Genomic DNA, 18,876 nt, shown 5'->3' on the forward strand with positions numbered 1-18,876 from the left:
GCCGCGCCAGCGGTTCATGTCACGGTCGACCGCGCGGCGCAGAAGCGCGGCTTTCGCGGTCACGTGCGACCCGGCGGCCGCGGAACAAGAGGTGGCGCGCTGGGGGTACCCCCGGACGAAGTCTGGGGGAGCCTTCCGTGGAAGGGTGGCGGCGGGCGACGGGCGGGCGCTCACGATGGCGCGTCCAGCCGGTAGCCCACACCACGGACCGTACGGATCAGGGTCGGTGACGACGGCACGTCCTCGACCTTGGCGCGCAGCCGCTGCACGCACGCGTCCACGAGGCGGGAGTCGCCGAGGTAGTCGTGCTCCCACACCAGCCGCAGCAGCTGCTGGCGCGACAGCGCCTGGCCCGGTCGGCGGCTCAGCTCCAGCAGCAACCGCAGCTCTGTCGGCGTGAGCTGCAGATCCTCGCCGTTCTTGGTGACGGTCATCGCCGAGCGGTCGATGGTGAGATTGCCGAACGTCGCCGAGTCGCTGGACTCCCGCTCGCCGCGCCGCAGCACCGCCCGGATACGCGCGTCGAGCACTCGCGGCTGGATGGGCTTCACCACGTAGTCGTCGGCGCCCGACTCCAGGCCCACGACGACGTCGATGTCGTCGCTGCGCGCGGTCAGCAGGATGATCGGCAGCTGGTCGGTGCGCCTGATCCGGCGGCACACCTCGAACCCGTCGATCCCGGGCAGCATCACATCCAGCACGATCAGGTCGGGCCGCTGCTCGCGCAGCAGCTTCAGGCCGTCCTCGCCCGTGGCCGCGGCCACCACACGGTGGCCCTGGCGGCTCAGGGAGAGTTCGAGGGCCGTACGGATGGCGTCATCGTCCTCGATCAGCAACAGGAAAGGCACGGTGGTCATTCTGGCCCAACTCGCTCGGCCGGGGCCAACCCTTCGCCTGACCTGCTGTCCGGCCTGCCATCCGGTCTCCGGAGCCGCCTAAGGGGGCCCTTGTCACCTCCCGTGCGCGTAGCCGCCGTGCGCGGCCATGCGCAGGCGTACGCGGTGGCGGCGCTGCCGCTCCTGGGTTCCCTTGACCAACTGGTCGAACATGGCCCCGAGGGCGATCGTGTCCACAGCGTCGCGGACGACCTCCCTGTGCGGAGGCGGGTCCTCCTGAAGCACCTCCACGGCCTCGGCCATCATGCGCCGCAGCTCGCGGTCGTCGGTGTTCCTCGGCTTTCTGATCATGGCGGATCACTTCTCTGCTGGTATGGGTCCAGTGTGGGCCGCAGAGGTGCCGCTCCGTATACCCCCATCCCCTGTGACACGGCTGTGACAGTCGGCAGACAGCGCGATGAAACTGGCCCGGCAGTCTTTTCGACACCGGGAGGGCGACCGACCGGGACCGGGAATGACAGTCAGACTCCACCGACGGGGGGCGCGAGATGAACACGCTGCACGCCACCACAACCAGCGCAGTTGTCACGCGTCTGCACGACGTCGGCCGGAGCGCAGAGAAGTCCGGTGCCGTGAACGGGCGGGGGTGCGCTCGCGGCACCGGGCGTCAGTGGCTGTCCTACTCCCCCAGCTACCGCTGGGGGGACCCCCAGGCGATCGACGCGAACACGATCCGTGACGGGGGCAGTGGGGGCAACGGGGGGCACGGGGGAACGGGAGCGGCGTACAGGGAGGGCACGGGGGAGCGGCAGAGCCTGCCGGAGGCGGAGTTCACCGCCTACGTGCAGGAGCGCCGCGCCTCTCTGTACGCGACCGCCTACCACCTGACAGGCGACCGGTACGAGGCCGAGGACCTGCTGCAGAACGCGCTGTTCTCGACCTACCGGGCCTGGGACCGGATCAGCGACAAGGCGGCCGTCGGCGGCTACCTGCGCCGCACCATGACGAACCTGCACATCAGCGCGTGGCGCCGGCGCAAGCTCAACGAGTACCCGACCGAGGAGCTGCCGGAGACGGCGGGCGACCAGGACGCGATGCGCGGCACCGAGCTGCGCGCCGTGCTCTGGCAGGCCCTGGCCCGGCTGCCCGAACTGCAGCGCACCATGCTCGTACTGCGCTACTACGAGGGCCGTACGGACCCGGAGATCGCGGACATCCTGAACATCAGCGTCGGCACGGTCAAGAGCAGCATCTGGCGCTCACTGCGCCGGCTGCGCGAGGACGAGGTGCTCAGCTTCGGCCGGAACGAGGAGGAGTCGTTCGGCGAGCTGGTCGCCTGAGAGCCGGGGGGAGAGGGAACGGGGGAACACCCGGGGGGGAGCACGGGGGCAACCGGGGGGATACGGGGGAAGCACGGGGGCAACCGGGGGCCCGCCTGTCGGGGGACTGGCGGGGAGAGGGGGAAGCGGGACCGAGTGGCCGGGGGGTCTGCTCGGTCCTGCTTTTTGCGCCTAAACCGGCGCCGCTCTCGCGGACCTGGTTGCTCGCCGCTTGGGTTCCTCAATTAATGGTTGCCGTGCTCACCGGGTTGTTCTGGGCGTTTGTATGTTCGGCGGCCGCTGCCACGATGCGGTCGTAGGCCTCCCTCTTCCCGCACGGGTGCGCGCCGAGCGACGCCTGACGGGCCACGATCCCCGGTTCCGCGCGCATCAGCCGCCACCCCCGCCTCAGCAGCACCGCAACCGGCTTGCGGCCCTCCCGCAGATCGCGGAGCAGCCGCCGCCGGAAGGTGGTCGACGGCCGCCCGCGCAGGCACAACGCGTCCGCCAGCAGCCCCAGTTCCCGGCACCGGCCCACCACGTCTGCGGCGAAGACGCCCTCCGCGACGAACAGCGGCGCGCGCCCGATGCCGATCGTTTCCTTCCCGGTGCGCGAGCTGCTCGCGATGTCGTACAACGGCACCGTCGTACGGCCCGAACGGCACAGCTCCTCGATCGCCTCGACCGCCGCGTCCGCATTCCACGACAGCGGCGAGTCCCAGTCTGTAGCCGAGTCGTCGGGGAGGCGGGGGAGCGTCGGGTCCCCATCCTCCTTGTAGAAGTCGTCGAGGTTCAGCACGGGCAGCCCGGTGCGGGCCGCGAGGGACGACTTGCCGGAGCCTGAAGGGCCGGTGAGCAGCACGACGCGGGCGTGGCGGTGGTGGAAGGTCACGGAACACCATTCTCGCGCATACGTGCGGAGTAGCGACCCGCTGGGGCGAGACATTGGCTTCCCGGGCCGGAGTTCAACTACTCTGCGTTGTCGATCGATTACGCAATCCTCAGAACTGGCAGGTGGCCCATGGCCTCTCACGCACGTTCCAAGTCCCCCATGGCGGCCCATGCCCAGGGCGTCCAGGCCGCGTTGCTGCGCGCCGGGTTCATCGCGGCAGCCGCAGGCGCCGTGCTCGGCGCGAGCGGTGCGGCGACCGCGAGCGCGCTGCCCGTGCCCAGTGGCGAAAAGACCGCCGCCTTGCTCGCCCAGGGCGGCGGCAAGCTGCTCGCCGACCCGAACGGCTCGCTGCGCGGGGCCAACAAGGGCGTCGGGCCCGCCGTCGCCGGAGTCGCGGGACCGGCCAAGAGCCTCCCGGTCAACCCGCTCTCCAATACGGGCGCGGATCCGCTCAACAACGCTGTCGGCACTCAGGTCTCCGACTTCAAGCCGGTCAGCACCAAGAGCGTGACCGGGCAGCTCACGGACGGCCAGTCGCTGGACGACCTGCCGGTGACCGGCCCGGTCGCGCGCACGCTGCCCGGCGGGTGGGACTCGCAGCGGAAGACCGCGGGAGCCACGGACACCCGCTGACACCGCCGGCACCCGCTCACTGCGCGAGCCCCGCCGCCTCTCCGGGCGGCGGGGCTCGCTGAGCGCCTGAGGACGGTCAGACGCCGATCGGGTGCCAGACCGTCTTGGTCTCCAGGAAGGCCAGCAGGCGGTCGGTGCCCGGGTCGGCCGCCCAGTCCGTACGGGACGGGCGGACAACCCGCTTGAGGTTCTCCGCCGCAGCCGTCTCCAGCTCCTTCGCCAGATCGGCGCCGGCGCCCGCGAGATCGATGGCGTTGACGTCCTGGTGCGCGGCGAGCGGGCCCGCGATCTCCGCGGTACGGCCCGACAGCACGTTGACGACGCCGCCCGGCAGGTCGGAGGTCGCCAGCACCTCGCTCAGGGAGAGGGCGGGCAGCGGGGACTTCTCCGAGGCTGTCACGACGACCGTGTTGCCCGTGACGATCGCCGGGGCGATGACGGAGACCAGGCCGAGGAAGGACGACTCCTGCGGGGCCAGGACCGCCACCACACCGGTCGGCTCCGGGGTGGAGAGGTTGAAGAACGGACCCGCGACCGGGTTGGCCGAGCCCGCGATCTGGGCCACCTTGTCCGACCAGCCCGCGTACCAGACCCAGCGGTCGATCGCCGCGTCCACCTGGACCGCCGCTTTGGGCTTGCTCAGCCCCTCGGCGTCCGCCACTTCGGCGATGAACTGTTTGCGGCGGCCCTCCAGCATCTCGGCGATGCGGTAGAGGATCTGGCCGCGGTTGTACGCGGTGGCTCCCGACCAGCCGCCGAACGCCTTGCGGGCGGCGACGACCGCGTCCCGCGCGTCCTTGCGGGAGGCGAGGGGGGCGTTCGCCAGCCAGTTGCCTTCCGTGTCGGCCACCTCGTACACCCGCCCGCTCTCGGACCGGGGGAACGTGCCCCCGACGAACAGCTTGTAGGTCTTGAAGACATTGAGTCGCTCAACTGCGCTCATTTTTCGCTCGCCTTCGGCTTCGACGGGGTGAGGTACGCCTCCAGACCGTGGCGGCCGCCCTCGCGGCCGAAGCCCGACTCCTTGTAGCCGCCGAAGGGCGAGGCCGGGTCGAACTTGTTGAACGTGTTGGCCCACACGACGCCGGCCCGGAGCCGGTCCGCCATCCACAGGATGCGCGAGCCCTTCTCCGTCCAGATGCCCGCCGACAGCCCGTACGGCGTGTTGTTGGCCTTCTCGACGGCCTCGGCCGGGGTGCGGAAGGTCAGCACCGACAGCACCGGGCCGAAGATCTCCTCGCGCGCGATGCGGTGCGCCTGGGTGACGCCGGTGAAGAGGGTGGGCGCGAACCAGTAGCCGGAGGAGGGCAGTTCGCAGGCCGGGGCCCAGCGCTCGGCGCCCTCCGCCTCGCCCGCCTCCGCGAGCGCGCGGATCCGGGCCAGCTGCTCGGCGGAGTTGATGGCCCCGATGTCGGTGTTCTTGTCGAGCGGGTCGCCGACGCGGAGGGTCTGCATCCGGCGCTTGAGGGAGTCCAGCAGTTCGTCTGCGACCGACTCCTGGACGAGGAGGCGGGAGCCCGCGCAGCAGACGTGGCCCTGGTTGAAGAAGATGCCGCCCACGATGCCCTCGACGGCCTGGTCCAGGGCTGCGTCGTCGAAGACGATGTTGGCGGCCTTGCCGCCCAGCTCGAGGGTGAGCTTCTTGTCCGTGCCCGCGACCGTACGGGCGATGGCCTTGCCGACCTCGGTGGAGCCGGTGAAGGCGACCTTGTCGATGCCGGGGTGGGCCACCAGCTCGGCGCCGGTCGAGCCGTCACCGGTGATGATGTTGACGACGCCCTTGGGGAGCCTGGCCTGGCGGCAGATGTCCGCGAAGAACAGGGCGGAGAGGGGGGTCGTCTCAGCGGGCTTCAGGACGACCGTGTTGCCCGCGGCGAGCGCCGGGGCGATCTTCCAGGCCAGCATGAGGAGCGGGAAGTTCCAGGGAATGACCTGGCCCGCGACGCCCAGCGGCTTCGGGTCCGCGCCGTAGCCCGCGTAGTCGAGCTTGTCGGCCCAGCCCGCGTAGTAGAAGAAGTGCGCGGCGACGAGGGGGAGGTCGGCGTCGCGGGACTCGCGGATCGGCTTGCCGTTGTCGAGGGATTCGAGGACGGCGAGTTCGCGCGAGCGCTCCTGGATGATGCGGGCGATGCGGAAGAGGTATTTGGCGCGCTCGGCGCCGGGGAGGGCGGACCACGCCGTAAAGGCCCTGCGCGCTGCCGTGACCGCCCGGTCGACGTCCTCGGCGCTCGCCTGCGCGACCTCGGAGAGGACCTCCTCGGAGGACGGCGAGACGGTCTTGAAGACCTTGCCGTCGGCCGCCTCGCCGAACTCACCGTCGATGAAGAGCCCGTAGGCCGGGGCGATGTCGACGACCGCGCGGGACTCGGGTGCGGGTGCGTACTCGAAAGCTGTGTTGGTCATGGCAGTCTCAGTCCACCGTCACGTAGTCGGGGCCGGAGTAGCGCCCGGTGCTCAGCTTCTGGCGCTGCATCAGCAGGTCGTTGAGGAGGCTGGACGCGCCGAAGCGGAACCAGTCCGGCGTCAGCCAGTCGTCGCCCAGCGTCTCGTTGACCATCACCAGGTACTTGATCGCGTCCTTGGTGGTCCGGATGCCGCCCGCGGGCTTCACCCCCACCTGTACCCCGGTGGTGGCCCGGAAGTCACGGACGGCCTCCAGCATGAGGAGGGTGACGGGCGGGGTGGCGTTGACGGCGACCTTGCCGGTGGAGGTCTTGATGAAGTCGGCGCCCGCGAGCATGGCCAGCCAGGAGGCGCGGCGCACGTTGTCGTACGTCTGGAGCTCGCCGGTCTCGAAGATCACCTTCAGGTGGGCGGCGCTGCCGTCCTCGCGGCGGCACGCCTCCTTGACCTGCTTGATCTCCTCGAAGACCGCCAGGTAGCGACCGGAGAGGAAGGCGCCGCGGTCGATCACCATGTCGATCTCGTCGGCGCCCGCGGCGACCGCGTCGCGGGTGTCGGCGAGCTTGACGGGCAGCGCGGCCCGGCCCGCGGGGAAGGCGGTCGCGACGGACGCGACATGGACGCCGGAGCCGGCGAGGGCCGCCTTGGCGGTGGCCACCATGTCGGGATAGACGCAGATCGCGGCGACCTTGGGGACCGTACGGTCGGTGGGGTCGGGGTTGATGCCCTTGGCGCAGAGCGCCCGGACCTTGCCCGGGGTGTCCGCGCCTTCGAGCGTCGTCAGGTCGATCATCGAGATCGCCAGGTCGATGGCGTACGCCTTCGCCGTCGTCTTGATCGAGCGGGTGCCGAGGGCCGCGGCGCGGGCCTGCAGCCCGACGGCGTCGACGCCCGGGAGGCCGTGCAGGAAACGGCGGAGCGCGGCGTCGGAGGCGGTCACGTCCGCCATCGATGCCAGCCGTTCCGCGGCTTCGGTGCCGTATGCGGGAACAGTGGAGGGCATGGTCACCAGGGGAGCATATCTACGCGCGTAGCAGATGTCACTACGGGGTGGGCCGACGGGGCCCTCCGCGGAGGGTATGCGGGGCGGCGGATCAGGACCTCGGCGGGTCGCCGAGGAGGCCGGAGACCGCGGCCAGGTAACCGAGCTGGGCTCGGCTGCGGCTGCCGAGCCGGGCCGAGATCTGCGAGATGTACTGCTGGCAGCGGCGGACGCTGATGCCCAGCTGCTGGGCCGTCACCGCGTCCGTGTCGCCCGCGACGACGTGCCGCAGGATCGCCAGCCCCAGGTCGTTGGAGATCTCCGAGGTGCGAGGGCCGCGGGTGGGCGGTGTGAAGGGCAGCGCGCGCAGCCAGGCGCGGTCGAAGAGGTCGGCCAGGAACGCCACGACCGCGGGCGAGCGGATCTCCACCGCCGTCCTGCGCCCCGCCCGCCCCGGGCCCCCGGGGATGAAGGCCACTTCGCGGTCGAAGATGATGAGCCGGTCGAAGCTCTCGTCGAGGGTCCGCACCTCCGCGCCCTGCCGCTGCACCGTGCGGACGAACTCCTGAGTGGCCGGGCTCGCGCGGGCCGTGTGCTGGTAGATCGTGTGCATCCGGACCCCGCGCGCCAGCATGGACGAGGTCGCGGGCAGCGACTCCTCGAGCACCTCCTGCGGGCGCCCGCCGCCCGGCTGGCAGGTCAGTACCTCCGAGCGGCACTCCTGCGCCGCCGCACGGATCGACTCGTTGATGTTCCGCAGGCCCGCGTGCTCGACCAGCGCGCCCCCGCTCGTACCGCGCTGATCGCGATACGCGGCCTCGGCGGGCGCAAGTGCCATACGGACCTGGCAGATGCGCTCGATCGCCTGCTGCGCGTCCTTCATGAGGTCCGAGACGAGGGAGCTCTGCGCGACTGCGGGATTGACCGGCTCGAAGCGGTCGCCGGGTGCGGGGCGGGTTCCGTGGCCGGTTCCGGGTCCGGTGCCGCTGCCGCCGCCGGTTCCGGGGCCAGTGCCGGGGGTCTGCGGGGCGGTCAGCAGACCGAGACGGACCAGCCGTTCCAGGGCTGCGGAATCCGCCTGGTCGTGGGTGATTCCGCCGAGTTCCAGTGCACTCCCGTAGAGCCGGAGGTCCTCGTCCCGGAGGGTGTAGTCGGGGACGGCGGGGGCCGGTGCCGCCACGTGCGAGGACGGGACGGGCTCGGAGGCCCGCGCGGTCTGCCCTGCCTGCGCGGTCTGCCCTGCCTGCACGGTCTGCCCTGCCTGCGGGGTCTGTCCTGCCTGTGCGGCCTTCGCGGGGTCGGTGTCGCCCCCGCACGGGCGCTTCGCGCCGTCCCCCGGCACACCGTCCCCCGGTATGCCGCCCCCCTGTGCGTGTTTCTGCACGGACAATTCACGACCCCCTTGCGGCCTTGAGGCTAGCCATGCGGAACAGACAGCATCAAGGGGGGAGCACGTCCACTTCGTGGACTCCTACGGCTCACGATCTGGACAGTCGTATCTCTCCACAGTTCCCCGACCGCAGGGAACTTCCCCCGACCGCAAGGAGCTTCGCATGCCCCGCAGGCTGTTCCGACTCGCGTTCGCCGGTGCCGCAGCCATGGCCGCCGTCCTCACCCTGACCGCGGCGGCGGCCACTCCCGGGGACATCGGATGGGACTTCACGGGTCCGGGTGTCCTGGACCTGGTGTGAGCCTGTCGGATGCGGCGGGCAGGATCTGCGGGTCCCACCCGCCCGCCGCCACCGACGTGCACGGCATCGCGGAACGCCTGCGCGCCGAAGGCACCGAGGTCATCGACTTCGCCTCGGGAGAGCTGGACTTCGAGCCCCCGGCGGGGCTGCGCCGCGCGCTCGCCGAGGCGTTGGAGGGCCCCACGCACCAGTGCACCGGTACGGCGGGGCTGCCCGAGCTGCGGACAGCCCTCGCCGGCCGGGTTGCGCGCACCCGCCGCGTCGCCTGCGAACCCTCCGGGGTGCTGGTGACCGCGGGCGCCCGGCACGGGCTCCATCTCGGCTGCCTCGCCCTGCTGAACCAGGGCGACGAGGTGCTCGTACCGCTGCCCGCCTGGGGCACCTTCATGGCGCAGGTCCGGCTGGTGGGCGCGAACCCGGTGGGGCTCGACACCCGCCCCACCGGGTTCGTCCCCACCGTCGAGGCGCTCGAGGAGCTGCGCACCCCGCGCACCCGCATGATCGTCCTCAACACCCCCAACAACCCGACGGGCGCGGTCTACCCGCCCGAGCGGCTGGCGCGGATCACCGAGTGGGCCGCGCGCAGCGGGCTGTGGATCCTCTTCGACGAGTGCTACGGGGATCTGGTGCTGCCCGGCGCCGAACACGCGCACCCTGTGGCTCTGGTGCCGGAGGCCCGGGATCACGTCGTCTCGTTCGGCTCGTTCTCCACGTCCTTCGCGGTGTCCGGCTGGCGCGCCGGATACGCGTACGGGCCCGAGCGGGTGGTCGCGGCGCTGAGCGATCTGCAGCGCCACACCACGTCGCACGCCGTCAGCGCCGTACAACACGGGCTGCTGCCCGCGGCGCGCGGCGAGGAGGACATCTTCGTCGCCGAGATCCGTGCCGTCCTGCGCCACCGCCACCGCGTGGTCAGAAGCGCCCTCGACGACCTCCCGCACGTCAGCGCGGTCGACCCGCGGGGCGCCTTCTACTTCTTCCTCGACGTGACGCCGCTGCTCGGCCGTACCCTGCGCGGCACGCAGCTGGACTCGGCCGACACCCTGGCCGCGGCCCTGCTCGAGCACGCCCATGTGGCCTTTGCCCCGGGCACGGCCTTCGGCGCGGAGGGCCACCTGCGGCTGTCGTACGGCCTGCCGGAGGACCGGATCGCGGAGGGGCTCGGGAGGCTGCGGGGGGCGCTGGCCGAGGTGGAGTGAGTCCCGCCGCGCGGTGTCACGCGGCCGCGGGGGCGCGGGGGCCCGGCAATCCGATGCCGGACCGCAATCTCCGGCATCCGGACGATCGGGCAGAATCGGCCGCATGACGAGCCCCGACGACTCCTCCGCCGACCGGCCCGCGCCGGAGCCGCACGAGCCGGAGCAGGCGCAGCGGCCGCAGCAGCCGCAGTACGCGGACCGCGCCTTCCGCTCGCCCGCCTCGCTCGCCGGTGGCGTGCTGCTGCTCGCGCTCGCCCTCTGGCTCGGCGGGGATGCGGTGATCCGCGGAGAGGGGCGGACGCCGTGGCTGGCGCTGAGCGGGCTGCTGCTCGTGGTGCCGCTGGTGGTGGCGTACACGCTGCGGCCCGCGGTCTTCGCGGGCGCGCGGCGGCTCCGGGTGCGCAATCCGTTCCGTACGATCACGCTGCCCTGGGCGTCGGTCGAGGAGGTGCGGGCGTCGTACTCCAGCGAGGTCTTCGCGGGCGGCCGCAAGTACCAGCTGTGGGCGATCCCCGTCTCGCTGCGCGCGCGCAAGAGGGCGGCCCGGCAGTCGGCCCGGGCCGCGGCCGCGTCAGGGAACGCGTACGGCCGCGCGTCCGCGACCACCGACGCCGCCGGGGCGACGACGAGCCCGGCCGCCCACCGCGCGCCCTCCGACCAGGCGGTGGACGAGCTGCGGGAGCTGGCGGAGCGGCACGCGTCGGACGAGGCGTCGCAGGGCGAGCCGGTGGTGCGCTGGGCTTACGAGATCATCGCGCCGAGCGCGGTTGGCGCGGTGCTGCTGGCGGTGCTGCTCGCCACGGGGTGAGGCCGGGGCCAAGCGCGGGTAGTCCGCCGCCGATTGGACTGAAGGGCGCTGCGGGGCGGCATTCGCACCGGGCGTGCTGTCAGGGCTCATGGCCGGCACGCGGCAATCGCCGGCCGTGGGCGGCAGCCGCCCGTCGTGGCTGCCTGCGCGGTCAGATGCCGGCTGCCGCCGCCAGGCCCGTCTTCAGGTCCGCAAGGACCGAGCCCGCCTTCGCGCGGGCCCGCTCCAGCGCGTCCCGCGCGTCGACCGGGACCACAACCTCCAGGTAGCACTTGAGCTTCGGCTCCGTGCCGCTCGGCCGGACGACCACGCGCGCGCCCGACACACCCCGCTCGTCGTCCCCGGCGAGCCGGTACCGCAGGGCGTCGGTCGGCGGCAGCCGGTCCGTGCCCTTGCTCAGGTCCTCGCTCGAGGTGACCGTCAGGCCCGCGAGGGTGCTCGGCGGCTCCTCGCGCAGCCGCTCCATCGCGGCCGTGATCAGCGACAGGTCCTCCACCCGTACGGACAACTGGTCCGTGGCGTGCAGGCCGTACGCGACGGCGATGTCGTCGAGCAGGTCGGTCAGCGTACGGTCCGCCTGCTTGAGCTCGGCCGTCAGTTCGGTGACCAGCAGCGCCGCCGTGATGCCGTCCTTGTCGCGCACGCCCCACGGGTCGACGCAGTAGCCGAGCGCCTCCTCGTACGCGTAGCGCAGGCCGCGGACCCGGGCGAGCCATTTGAAGCCCGTCAGGGTCTCGTCGTAGGAGATCTCGGCGCCCGCCGCGTCCGCGATCCGGGACAGCAGCGAGGACGAGACGATCGTCGTCGCGAAGGTGCCGCGGGCGCGCTTGTGGACGAGGTGGGTGGCCAGCAGCGCGCCCACCTCGTCGCCGCGCAGCATCCGCCAGCCGCCCTCTGCGGTCGCGTCCGGGACGGCGACGGCGCAGCGGTCGGCGTCGGGGTCGTTGGCGATGACGATGTCGGGGCGCGCCGAGCGGGCGGTGGCGAAGGCGAGGTCCATCGCGCCCGGCTCCTCCGGATTGGGGAAGGCCACCGTCGGGAACTCCGGGTCGGGTTCCGCCTGTTCGGCCACGACCACCGGTGCCGGGAAGCCCGCCCGGCTGTAGGCGCCGACCAGGGTGTCGCGGCCGACGCCGTGCAGGGGCGTGTAGACGACGCGTGCCTCCCGAGGCGCGCCCTCCGTCAGCACCGCGTCCGTACGGGCCAGATACGCCTCCACGACCTCGTCGCCGAGCGTCTCCCAGCCGGCGTCCGGCCGCGGCACGTCCGCCAGGCTCCCGATGGCGGCGATCTCCGCGGCGATGGAGGTGTCGGCGGGCGGCACGATCTGCGAGCCGTCGCCGAGGTAGACCTTGTAGCCGTTGTCGCGCGGCGGGTTGTGGCTGGCGGTGACGGTGACGCCCGCGACCGCCCCGAGGTGCCGGACGGCGAAGGCGAGGACAGGAGTGGGCAGCGGGCGCGGCAGGAGCGCGGCGCGCATTCCCGCGCCGGTCATCACGGCGGCGGTGTCGCGCGCGAAGTCCGCGCTCTTGTGGCGCGCGTCGTAGCCGATCACGACCAGGCCGCCACCGTGGCCGTACTTGTGGAGATACGACGCGAGGCCCGCCGCGGCTCGGATCACCACCGCGCGGTTCATCCGCATGGGGCCCGCGCCGAGCTCTCCGCGCAGCCCCGCGGTGCCGAACTGGAGGGTGCCGCCGAAGCGGTCGGCCAGCTCGGCGAGCTGCTCACTCTGCGCGCCGTCCTCGACGTCCGCCGGATCCACGCTCTCGAGCAGTCTGCCCAGCTCGGCACGGGTCTCCGGGTCCGGGTCATCGGCCAGCCATGCGCGGGCCCGGCTGATCAGCTCCGCTGTGTCGCTCGGCACTGCCACGGTGATGCGCTCCTGTGTCGGAATTCGCCGGTGCGGAATGTGTACCCGGCCCTGGGCCGGAATCTCGGATCGGGCCCCGATACGGCTCAGATCCGGCCGAGGACCTGCGCCAGCAGGCTGCCCATACGGGTCGCCGAGTCACGGCCGGCCCGCAGCACCTCTTCGTGGTTGAGCGGCTCACCGGTCATTCCGGCGGCGAGGTTGGTGACGAGCGAGATGCCCAGGACCTCGGCGCCCGCCTCGCGGGCCGCGATGGCCTCGAGGACGGTCGACATGCCGACCAGGTCCGCGCCCATGATCCGGATCATGTTGATCTCGGCGGGGGTCTCGTAGTGGGGGCCGGGGAACTGCACGTACACGCCCTCTTCGAGGGTGTTGTCGATCTCCTTGCAGAGCGTGCGCAGCCGCTGGGAGTACAGGTCGGTGAGATCGACGAAGTTCGCGCCGACGATGGGGGAGGCGCCCGTGAGGTTGATGTGGTCGCTGATCAGGACCGGCTGGCCGGGGCGCATGCCGGGGCGGAGGCCGCCGCAGCCGTTGGTCAGGACGACGGTCTTGCAGCCGGCGGCGACGGCGGTCCGTACGCCGTGCGCGACGGACGCCACGCCGCGGCCCTCGTAATAGTGCGTGCGGCCGAGGAAGACCAGCACCCGCTTGTTCCCGATCCTGTACGAGCGCACCTGGCCCGCGTGGCCCTCGACCGCGGGTGGCGGGAAGCCGGGCAGGTCGGTGACCGAGAACTCGTGGTCGGGCGCCCCGAGCGCGTCGGCGGCCGGAACCCAGCCGGAACCCATGACGAGCGCGACGTCGTGGCTCTCCGCACCGGTGAGCTCCCGCAGGCGGGCGGCGGCGGCATCGGCGTCGGGGGCGCCGGGGAAGTCCGAAGAAACAGAAGCGTTCACGCGCACGAGGGTAACCTGTCAGCGCCTACGCGCGTAGACGGACCCGCCCCAGCGCATCCGCCGAGCGCTGTGCCGAGACGGGACGGCTGTGGCCTCCCGAACGTCGCAGGGCGGTGGCCGGGTTGTGCCCACCCGATCCCCGGCCCCTCTGTGCCACCCCAATCCCCGGCCCCGCGGCACGAGTGCCCCACAACCTCCTGCCGAAGGCCGGCGTCACGTGTCCTGCGGGGCGCCCGGGCGCGTGGTCGCTCGAAGCGACAAAGGTTGGGCCCGGGGCCGCCGGGCGGCCGGAGCAACGGGTGGGCGCGGCATAAAACCGCGGCCGAAGGCCGGGACCCCGTTCAGCACGGCCGCTTGCGCAGCTCCATCACGTAGTCGTGCGGTGCCCCCGCCGAGTCCGCCGCATCGGCGATCTCGCCGAGGTACCGGGCCGACGGCAGCCCGCCCTCGTACCCGTTGAGCACGTAGCACCACGCCGCCTCCTCCCCGTCCAGCGTGTGCACCCGCACCCGCATCCGCCGGTAGATGTCGAGGCCGACGCCCTCCCAGCGGTCCATGGAGTCCTCGTCCATGGGCGCGATGTCGTAGAGCGCGACGAAGACCTGTGAGCGCGGCGCCTCGACGATCGTGGCGAGAGCGCCCTCCCAGCCCAACTGCTCGCCGCCGAAGGTGAGCCGCCAGCCGGAGAGCCAGCCCGTGCCGCGCAGCGGCGAGTGCGGTGCGCGGCGGGACATCAGCCGCGCGTCGAGATTGCCGGCGTACGCGGCGTAGAGCGACATGTTTCGAGAGTACGGGAGTGGCTCCAGGGTTTCCCGAGGTGCCCGTTCGTACGGATGACACCGCCCCGGGCGGCCCCGCGTCGCCGCCGAGCAGCCCACGAGCCGCGCGGTGCCGCGCCGGAGCCCTATCGAGGCCCCCGTGAGAGGCTCCGCGACGCGTGCGGGACAATGGAGCATGTGACTCGGATCGTGATCATCGGTGGCGGACCCGGCGGCTATGAAGCGGCGCTGGTGGGCGCCCAGCTCGGCGCGGAGGTGACCGTCGTCGACTGCGACGGTCTGGGCGGTGCGTCGGTGCTCACCGACTGCGTTCCGTCGAAGACCCTCATCGCCACGGCCGAGGTGATGACCACCTTCGACTCCTCCCATGAGGAGCTGGGCATCATCGTCGCGGACGACACTCCGCACGTCGACACGCCCGCCCGGATCGTCGGCGTCGACCTCGGCAAGGTCAACCGGCGTGTGAAGCGCCTCGCGCTCGCCCAGTCCCATGACATCACCGCGTCCGTCACCCGCGCCGGCGGCCGGGTCATGCGCGGCCGCGGCCGGCTGGAGCCCGCCCAGGCCCCGGACGGATCGCGGCGGGTGGTCGTGACCGCGATCGACGGTTCGTCGGAGACGCTGACCGCCGACGCCGTGCTGATCGCGACCGGCGCGCACCCCCGGGAGATCCCGGACGCGCTGCCCGACGGCGAGCGGATCCTCAACTGGAAGCAGGTCTACGACCTCGAGGAGCTGCCGGAAGAGCTCATCGTGGTCGGCTCGGGTGTCACCGGCGCCGAGTTCGCGGGCGCGTACCAGGCGCTCGGCTCGACGGTGACGCTGGTCTCCAGCCGCGACCGGGTGCTGCCGGGCGAGGACCCGGACGCCGCTGCCGTACTGGAGGACGTCTTCCGGCGCCGTGGAATGAACGTCATGGCCCGCTCCCGCGCCGCGGCGGCCAAGCGTGTCCCCGGACCTGCACCGACACAGGGACCCTCCTCGCCGAAGGCGGGCGAGGAGGGAGGGGTCGGCGACCGGGTCGAGGTCACGCTCTCCGACGGCCGCGTCATCACCGGCACGCACTGCCTGATGGCGGTCGGCTCGATCCCGAACACCGCGGACATGGGTCTGGACGAGGCCGGGGTCCGGCTCAAGGAGTCCGGGCACATCTGGACCGACGGAGTGTCGCGTACGACCGCGCCCGGCGTGTACGCGGCAGGTGACTGCACGGGCGTCCTGGCGCTCGCGTCGGTCGCGGCGATGCAGGGCCGGATCGCGATGTACCACTTCCTCGGCAGCGCGGTCGCGCCGCTCGACCTGAAGACCGTCTCGGCGAACGTCTTCACCGACCCCGAGATCGCGACGGTCGGGTACTCGCAGGCGGACATGGACGGCGGCCTGATCGACGCTCGCGTGGTCAAGCTGCCGCTGCTGCGGAACCCGCGCGCGAAGATGCAGGGCATCAGGGACGGCTTCGTGAAGATCTTCTGCCGTCCGGGCACGGGCATCGTGGTCGGCGGCGTGGTCGTCTCGCCGCGCGCCAGCGAGCTGATCCATCCCATTTCCATCGCGGTGGACAACAACATGACGGTGGAGCAGATCGCCAACACCTTCACCGTCTACCCTTCGCTGTCCGGCTCGATCGCCGAGACGGCGCGGCAGTTGCACGCCCGTAAGACCCAGCGCGAAGCCTGACGCCCCCTATACCACTTCGCTCCACCAGCCGCGAACAACTTCTGTTATTCGGCGCAAACTGCTGAAACCAGACGGTCGTTGGGGTTACTGTCAGTTTCGTGTTCGCTGCAGAACGTCGTCAATTGATCCTCGAAATGGTGCGAGCGAATGGAGCGGTGTCGCTCCGTGAGCTCGCCCGCGTCGTCCAGACCTCCGAAGTGACCGTACGGCGAGACGTGCGCGCGCTGGAGGCAGAAGGACTGCTGGACCGCCGGCACGGCGGTGCGGTGCTGCCGGGCGGATTCACCAGGGAGTCCGGCTTCCCGCAGAAATCCCATCTAGCGACCGCGGAGAAGACGGCCATCGCCGACCTCGCGGCCGGTCTCGTCGACGAGGGCGAGGCGATCGTCGTCGGGGCGGGTACGACCACGCAGGAGCTGGCGCGCAGGCTCGCGCGCGTGCCGGGACTGACCGTCGTCACCAACTCGCTCCTGGTCGCACAGGCGTTGGCCCATGCCAACCGGGTCGAGGTCGTCATGACCGGCGGCACCCTGCGCGGCTCCAACTACGCGCTGGTCGGCAGCGGAGCCGAGCAGTCCCTCCAGGGGCTGCGTGTCTCCCGGGCCTTCCTGTCCGGCAGCGGACTGACCGCCGAGCGAGGTCTGTCCACTTCCAACATGCTGTCGGCGAGCGTCGACCGGGCGCTCGTCCAGGCCGCGGCCGAGGTCGTCGTCCTCGCGGACCACACCAAGCTCGGCACCGACACGATGTTCCAGACGGTGCCGACGGATGTGATCACGCGACTGGTCACCGACGAGCCGCCGCTGCACGACGACCGTGCCGTGACCGAGTTGCAGGCCCTCGCCGACCAAGGGGTGCAGGTCGCGGTGGCGGGTCCGGGCGCGGCCGCTCCCGGTCCGGGGCCCGGGCCGGGAGGCGGAGCCGAGGGAAACGGTACGGCGGGGCGCAGGCCGCGCCGTATGGGCCCTCCCGGAGCGAAGGGGGGCGATGAGCTGCCCCTTCCAGGGCAGCGGCGGAATCACCAGCCGGGGGCCGCGGGGCCGCAGCTGCGCAGCGCGAGCGGGCTTGCGGAGCAGCAGCCCGCGATCGGCAACGGCCGGATCGCGGACCTGTCGCCGCGCCGCCGGTAGGAGGCCCCCGCCGCCGGTAGGCCGGTCGGGCGGATCGGCCGGTCAGTTCCCGCCATCGCGGTCAGCAGACTCCGGCCGTCAGCGGGCTCCGGGCAGCAGACGGTTCCCGGTCAACGGGCCCCTGTCTCCGAGCCCTTGAGGCCGGTGAGCGTCAGCATCAGCAGCCGGTCAGCCAGTTCCGGGTCGTCCGGGTTCTGCTCGACGGCCAGGGCGATGGCGTTGGTCAGCTGCATCACGTCGCCGATCCCCACGTCACGCCGTACGTCACCGGCCTGTTGAGCCCGTGAGAGCAGCGCGCTGCCCGCCTCGCGCATCGGCACGCTGCACTGGGCCAGGGCGGAGCATTCGTCGTGCGAGGCGCTCAGCAGGGCGCGTGCGAGCCCGCGGTACGTGCTGGCGTGCCCGATGACGGCCCGCAGCCAGTCCACCAGCGCGCCGCACGGCTGCTCGGCCTCGAGCAGCTCCCGCGAGCGCGCCAGCAGGGCGTCGACCTCGCCCTGGAAGACGGCGCCCATGAGGGCGTACCGGTTCGGGAAGTGGCGGTAGAGCGTGCCGATGCCCACGCCCGCGCGTTTGGCGATGTCCTCGAGCGAGGCGTCCGTGCCGTGCTCGGTGAAGGCCGTACGGGCTTCGGTCAGCAGCCGCTCGTAGTTGCGCCGCGCATCGGACCGCATGGGCCGGCCAGCCGCGCGCTCCGCCTCCCGCGATTCCCGCGATTCCCGCGCCGACGCGCGTGCGGCCTCCGTCGCCATCGCCCGTCCTCCCAGTCCCTGCCCACCGCTGCCCGTGCGTCCAGCATGCCACCGGCTGCGTTGTCTCTCGCTCGCCTTCCGAGCGGCTTGCCGTGCCCGATCAGCGCCTCGGCCGCGGGGGCGCCGACACGCTTCCCCAGCCTCCGCCGGGCAGGAGTACCCCTGGCGAAGCCAGGGGGTCCAAGAGACCTGCGCTTCGTTCGCGAGGCGTTGGCCGCATATCGGCTGCAGCGTCGCTGCGCTCGGTCTCGTCGCTTTCACTGCGGCCGATAGCGCCTCGGCGCGGGCGGCGCGCCTTCGGCTCCCCCGTCCCGGAGGCCGCCCCGAAAACGCCGTGGGGCCCTGCCGATCGAGTGGCAGGGCCCCACGGTTCGTACGGACCGTACGTCCGGCGTCAGTCCTTGATCTCGCAGATGACCGCGCCGGAGGAGATGGACGCGCCGACCTCGGCCGTCAGGCCCTTGATCGTGCCCGAGCGGTGGGCGTTCAGCGGCTGCTCCATCTTCATGGCCTCCAGGACGACGACCAGGTCGCCCTCCTTGACCTCCTGGCCGTCCTCGACGGCGACCTTGACGATGGTGCCCTGCATCGGGGAGGCCAGCGCGTCGCCCGAGGCGGCCGAGCCGGCCTTCTTCGACGCCTTGCGCTTGGGCTTCTTCCCGCCGGCCGCCGGGGCCGCGGAGACGCCCAGCGTGGACGGCAGGGAGACCTCCAGGCGCTTGCCGCCGACCTCGACGACGACGGTCTCGCGGGTCTCGGCCTCCGCCTCCTCCGTGTCCGGGGCGGCGAACGGCTTGATCTCGTTGACGAACTCGGTCTCGATCCACCGGGTGTGGACGGTGAACGGCCCCGCCGAGCCCGACAGCTCCGGAGCGAAGGCCGGGTCGGTGACCACTGCGCGGTGGAAGGGGATCGCGGTGGCCATGCCCTCCACCTGGAACTCCGCCAGCGCACGCGCCGCGCGCTGCAGCGCCTGCTGCCGGGTGGCGCCGGTGACGAT

19 protein-coding genes are annotated in these 18,876 nt (G+C 72.2%); 7 read left to right on the forward strand and 12 right to left on the reverse strand.

What is annotated here, in order from left to right; all coding sequences use genetic code 11:
- Window positions 1-170: 170 nt before the first annotated feature.
- Entirely contained in the window at window positions 171-848 is a 678-nt protein-coding gene (afsQ1, locus tag ACTWQC_RS31155) for a two-component system response regulator AfsQ1 (RefSeq protein ID WP_443319206.1), read from the reverse strand.
- Window positions 849-950: 102 nt separating this feature from the next.
- Window positions 951-1,187 (reverse strand): hypothetical protein, encoded by a 237-nt coding sequence (locus ACTWQC_RS31160; RefSeq protein ID WP_443319187.1) that lies wholly within the window; start codon window positions 1,185-1,187, stop codon window positions 951-953.
- A gap of 197 nt (window positions 1,188-1,384) precedes the next feature.
- Between ACTWQC_RS31160 and ACTWQC_RS31165 the strand changes: the two genes are divergently transcribed.
- Complete coding sequence (locus tag ACTWQC_RS31165) at window positions 1,385-2,176, forward strand: SigE family RNA polymerase sigma factor (RefSeq protein ID WP_443319188.1); 792 nt, start codon at window positions 1,385-1,387, stop codon at window positions 2,174-2,176.
- A gap of 220 nt (window positions 2,177-2,396) precedes the next feature.
- On the opposite strand, the gene ACTWQC_RS31170 is transcribed toward ACTWQC_RS31165, so the two are convergent.
- On the reverse strand, window positions 2,397-3,101 hold the full coding sequence (locus ACTWQC_RS31170; protein WP_443319189.1) for a uridine kinase family protein: 705 nt from the start codon (window positions 3,099-3,101) through the stop codon (window positions 2,397-2,399).
- Between the two features lie 75 nt (window positions 3,102-3,176).
- Between ACTWQC_RS31170 and ACTWQC_RS31175 the strand changes: the two genes are divergently transcribed.
- Window positions 3,177-3,680 carry a hypothetical protein gene (locus tag ACTWQC_RS31175; RefSeq protein WP_443319190.1) on the forward strand — a complete coding sequence of 168 codons (504 nt, stop codon included), beginning with the start codon at window positions 3,177-3,179 and terminating at the stop codon, window positions 3,678-3,680.
- A 76-nt stretch (window positions 3,681-3,756) separates the two neighbouring features.
- Here ACTWQC_RS31175 and ACTWQC_RS31180 read toward each other — a convergent pair whose 3' ends face one another.
- The 4 genes from ACTWQC_RS31180 to ACTWQC_RS31195 form a co-directional block, all read right to left on the reverse strand.
- A complete protein-coding gene (locus ACTWQC_RS31180) occupies window positions 3,757-4,623 on the reverse strand; it encodes an aldehyde dehydrogenase family protein (RefSeq protein WP_443319191.1) in 867 nt (288 codons plus the stop codon).
- Window positions 4,620-6,083 (reverse strand): aldehyde dehydrogenase family protein, encoded by a 1,464-nt coding sequence (locus ACTWQC_RS31185; protein ID WP_443319192.1) that lies wholly within the window; start codon window positions 6,081-6,083, stop codon window positions 4,620-4,622. The genes ACTWQC_RS31180 and ACTWQC_RS31185 overlap by 4 nt, the downstream gene beginning before the upstream one ends.
- A 7-nt stretch (window positions 6,084-6,090) precedes the next feature.
- A complete protein-coding gene (gene deoC, locus ACTWQC_RS31190) occupies window positions 6,091-7,086 on the reverse strand; it encodes a deoxyribose-phosphate aldolase (RefSeq protein WP_443319207.1) in 996 nt (331 codons plus the stop codon).
- 91 nt (window positions 7,087-7,177) lie between these two features.
- On the reverse strand, window positions 7,178-8,449 hold the full coding sequence (locus tag ACTWQC_RS31195; protein WP_443319193.1) for a hypothetical protein: 1,272 nt from the start codon (window positions 8,447-8,449) through the stop codon (window positions 7,178-7,180).
- A gap of 169 nt (window positions 8,450-8,618) precedes the next feature.
- Between ACTWQC_RS31195 and ACTWQC_RS31200 the strand changes: the two genes are divergently transcribed.
- The 3 genes from ACTWQC_RS31200 (at window position 8,619) to ACTWQC_RS31210 (ending at window position 10,763) form a co-directional block, all read left to right on the forward strand.
- The gene (locus tag ACTWQC_RS31200) at window positions 8,619-8,756 is read left to right on the forward strand and encodes a hypothetical protein (RefSeq protein WP_443319194.1); all 138 of its coding nucleotides are present in this window, start codon (window positions 8,619-8,621) and stop codon (window positions 8,754-8,756) included.
- Window positions 8,753-9,955, forward strand: coding sequence for a pyridoxal phosphate-dependent aminotransferase (locus ACTWQC_RS31205; RefSeq protein ID WP_443319195.1), 1,203 nt, complete (start codon window positions 8,753-8,755; stop codon window positions 9,953-9,955). Before ACTWQC_RS31200 ends, ACTWQC_RS31205 begins: the two co-directional genes overlap by 4 nt.
- A gap of 103 nt (window positions 9,956-10,058) precedes the next feature.
- On the forward strand, window positions 10,059-10,763 hold the full coding sequence (locus ACTWQC_RS31210) for a PH domain-containing protein (protein WP_443319196.1): 705 nt from the start codon (window positions 10,059-10,061) through the stop codon (window positions 10,761-10,763).
- Between the two features lie 151 nt (window positions 10,764-10,914).
- Here ACTWQC_RS31210 and ACTWQC_RS31215 read toward each other — a convergent pair whose 3' ends face one another.
- From ACTWQC_RS31215 to ACTWQC_RS31225, 3 genes are all read right to left on the reverse strand, one after another.
- Window positions 10,915-12,630, reverse strand: coding sequence for a phospho-sugar mutase (locus ACTWQC_RS31215; protein ID WP_443319208.1), 1,716 nt, complete (start codon window positions 12,628-12,630; stop codon window positions 10,915-10,917).
- 92 nt (window positions 12,631-12,722) lie between these two features.
- Entirely contained in the window at window positions 12,723-13,538 is an 816-nt protein-coding gene (locus ACTWQC_RS31220; RefSeq protein ID WP_443319197.1) for a purine-nucleoside phosphorylase, read from the reverse strand.
- Window positions 13,539-13,879: 341 nt separating this feature from the next.
- Window positions 13,880-14,317, reverse strand: coding sequence for a gamma-glutamylcyclotransferase (locus ACTWQC_RS31225; protein WP_443319198.1), 438 nt, complete (start codon window positions 14,315-14,317; stop codon window positions 13,880-13,882).
- Window positions 14,318-14,485: 168 nt separating this feature from the next.
- Between ACTWQC_RS31225 and ACTWQC_RS31230 the strand changes: the two genes are divergently transcribed.
- Both ACTWQC_RS31230 and ACTWQC_RS31235 read left to right on the forward strand, forming a co-directional pair.
- Window positions 14,486-15,994, forward strand: coding sequence for an NAD(P)H-quinone dehydrogenase (locus ACTWQC_RS31230; RefSeq protein ID WP_443319199.1), 1,509 nt, complete (start codon window positions 14,486-14,488; stop codon window positions 15,992-15,994).
- A 98-nt stretch (window positions 15,995-16,092) separates the two neighbouring features.
- Window positions 16,093-17,124, forward strand: coding sequence for a DeoR/GlpR family DNA-binding transcription regulator (locus tag ACTWQC_RS31235; protein ID WP_443319200.1), 1,032 nt, complete (start codon window positions 16,093-16,095; stop codon window positions 17,122-17,124).
- A 110-nt stretch (window positions 17,125-17,234) separates the two neighbouring features.
- On the opposite strand, the gene ACTWQC_RS31240 is transcribed toward ACTWQC_RS31235, so the two are convergent.
- Together ACTWQC_RS31240 and ACTWQC_RS31245 are read right to left on the reverse strand one after the other, a co-directional pair.
- A complete protein-coding gene (locus ACTWQC_RS31240) occupies window positions 17,235-17,798 on the reverse strand; it encodes a TetR/AcrR family transcriptional regulator (protein ID WP_443319209.1) in 564 nt (187 codons plus the stop codon).
- Between the two features lie 472 nt (window positions 17,799-18,270).
- Window positions 18,271-18,876, reverse strand: a 606-nt coding sequence (locus ACTWQC_RS31245) for a biotin/lipoyl-containing protein (RefSeq protein WP_443319201.1), incomplete at its 5' end; no start/stop codon positions are given.

The organism is Streptomyces sp. 8N616 (genome assembly GCF_052246385.1).
Lineage (GTDB): Bacteria > Actinomycetota > Actinomycetes > Streptomycetales > Streptomycetaceae > Streptomyces.

What these genes read in the sequence shown, in the direction of transcription:
- ACTWQC_RS31170 (WP_443319189.1), bottom strand. Translation starts at nt 3,101, where the DNA reads ATGTCTCGCCCCAGCGGGTCGCTACTCCGCACGTATGCGCGAGAATGG.
- ACTWQC_RS31165 (WP_443319188.1), top strand. Translation starts at nt 1,385, where the DNA reads ATGAACACGCTGCACGCCACCACAACCAGCGCAGTTGTCACGCGTCTG.
- ACTWQC_RS31225 (WP_443319198.1), bottom strand. Translation starts at nt 14,317, where the DNA reads ATGTCGCTCTACGCCGCGTACGCCGGCAATCTCGACGCGCGGCTGATG.
- ACTWQC_RS31180 (WP_443319191.1), bottom strand. Translation starts at nt 4,623, where the DNA reads ATGAGCGCAGTTGAGCGACTCAATGTCTTCAAGACCTACAAGCTGTTC.
- ACTWQC_RS31185 (WP_443319192.1), bottom strand. Translation starts at nt 6,083, where the DNA reads ATGACCAACACAGCTTTCGAGTACGCACCCGCACCCGAGTCCCGCGCG.
- ACTWQC_RS31230 (WP_443319199.1), top strand. Translation starts at nt 14,486, where the DNA reads ATGGAGCATGTGACTCGGATCGTGATCATCGGTGGCGGACCCGGCGGC.
- deoC (WP_443319207.1), bottom strand. Translation starts at nt 7,086, where the DNA reads ATGCCCTCCACTGTTCCCGCATACGGCACCGAAGCCGCGGAACGGCTG.
- ACTWQC_RS31240 (WP_443319209.1), bottom strand. Translation starts at nt 17,798, where the DNA reads ATGCGGTCCGATGCGCGGCGCAACTACGAGCGGCTGCTGACCGAAGCC.
- ACTWQC_RS31160 (WP_443319187.1), bottom strand. Translation starts at nt 1,187, where the DNA reads ATGATCAGAAAGCCGAGGAACACCGACGACCGCGAGCTGCGGCGCATG.
- ACTWQC_RS31175 (WP_443319190.1), top strand. Translation starts at nt 3,177, where the DNA reads ATGGCCTCTCACGCACGTTCCAAGTCCCCCATGGCGGCCCATGCCCAG.
- ACTWQC_RS31210 (WP_443319196.1), top strand. Translation starts at nt 10,059, where the DNA reads ATGACGAGCCCCGACGACTCCTCCGCCGACCGGCCCGCGCCGGAGCCG.
- ACTWQC_RS31200 (WP_443319194.1), top strand. Translation starts at nt 8,619, where the DNA reads ATGCCCCGCAGGCTGTTCCGACTCGCGTTCGCCGGTGCCGCAGCCATG.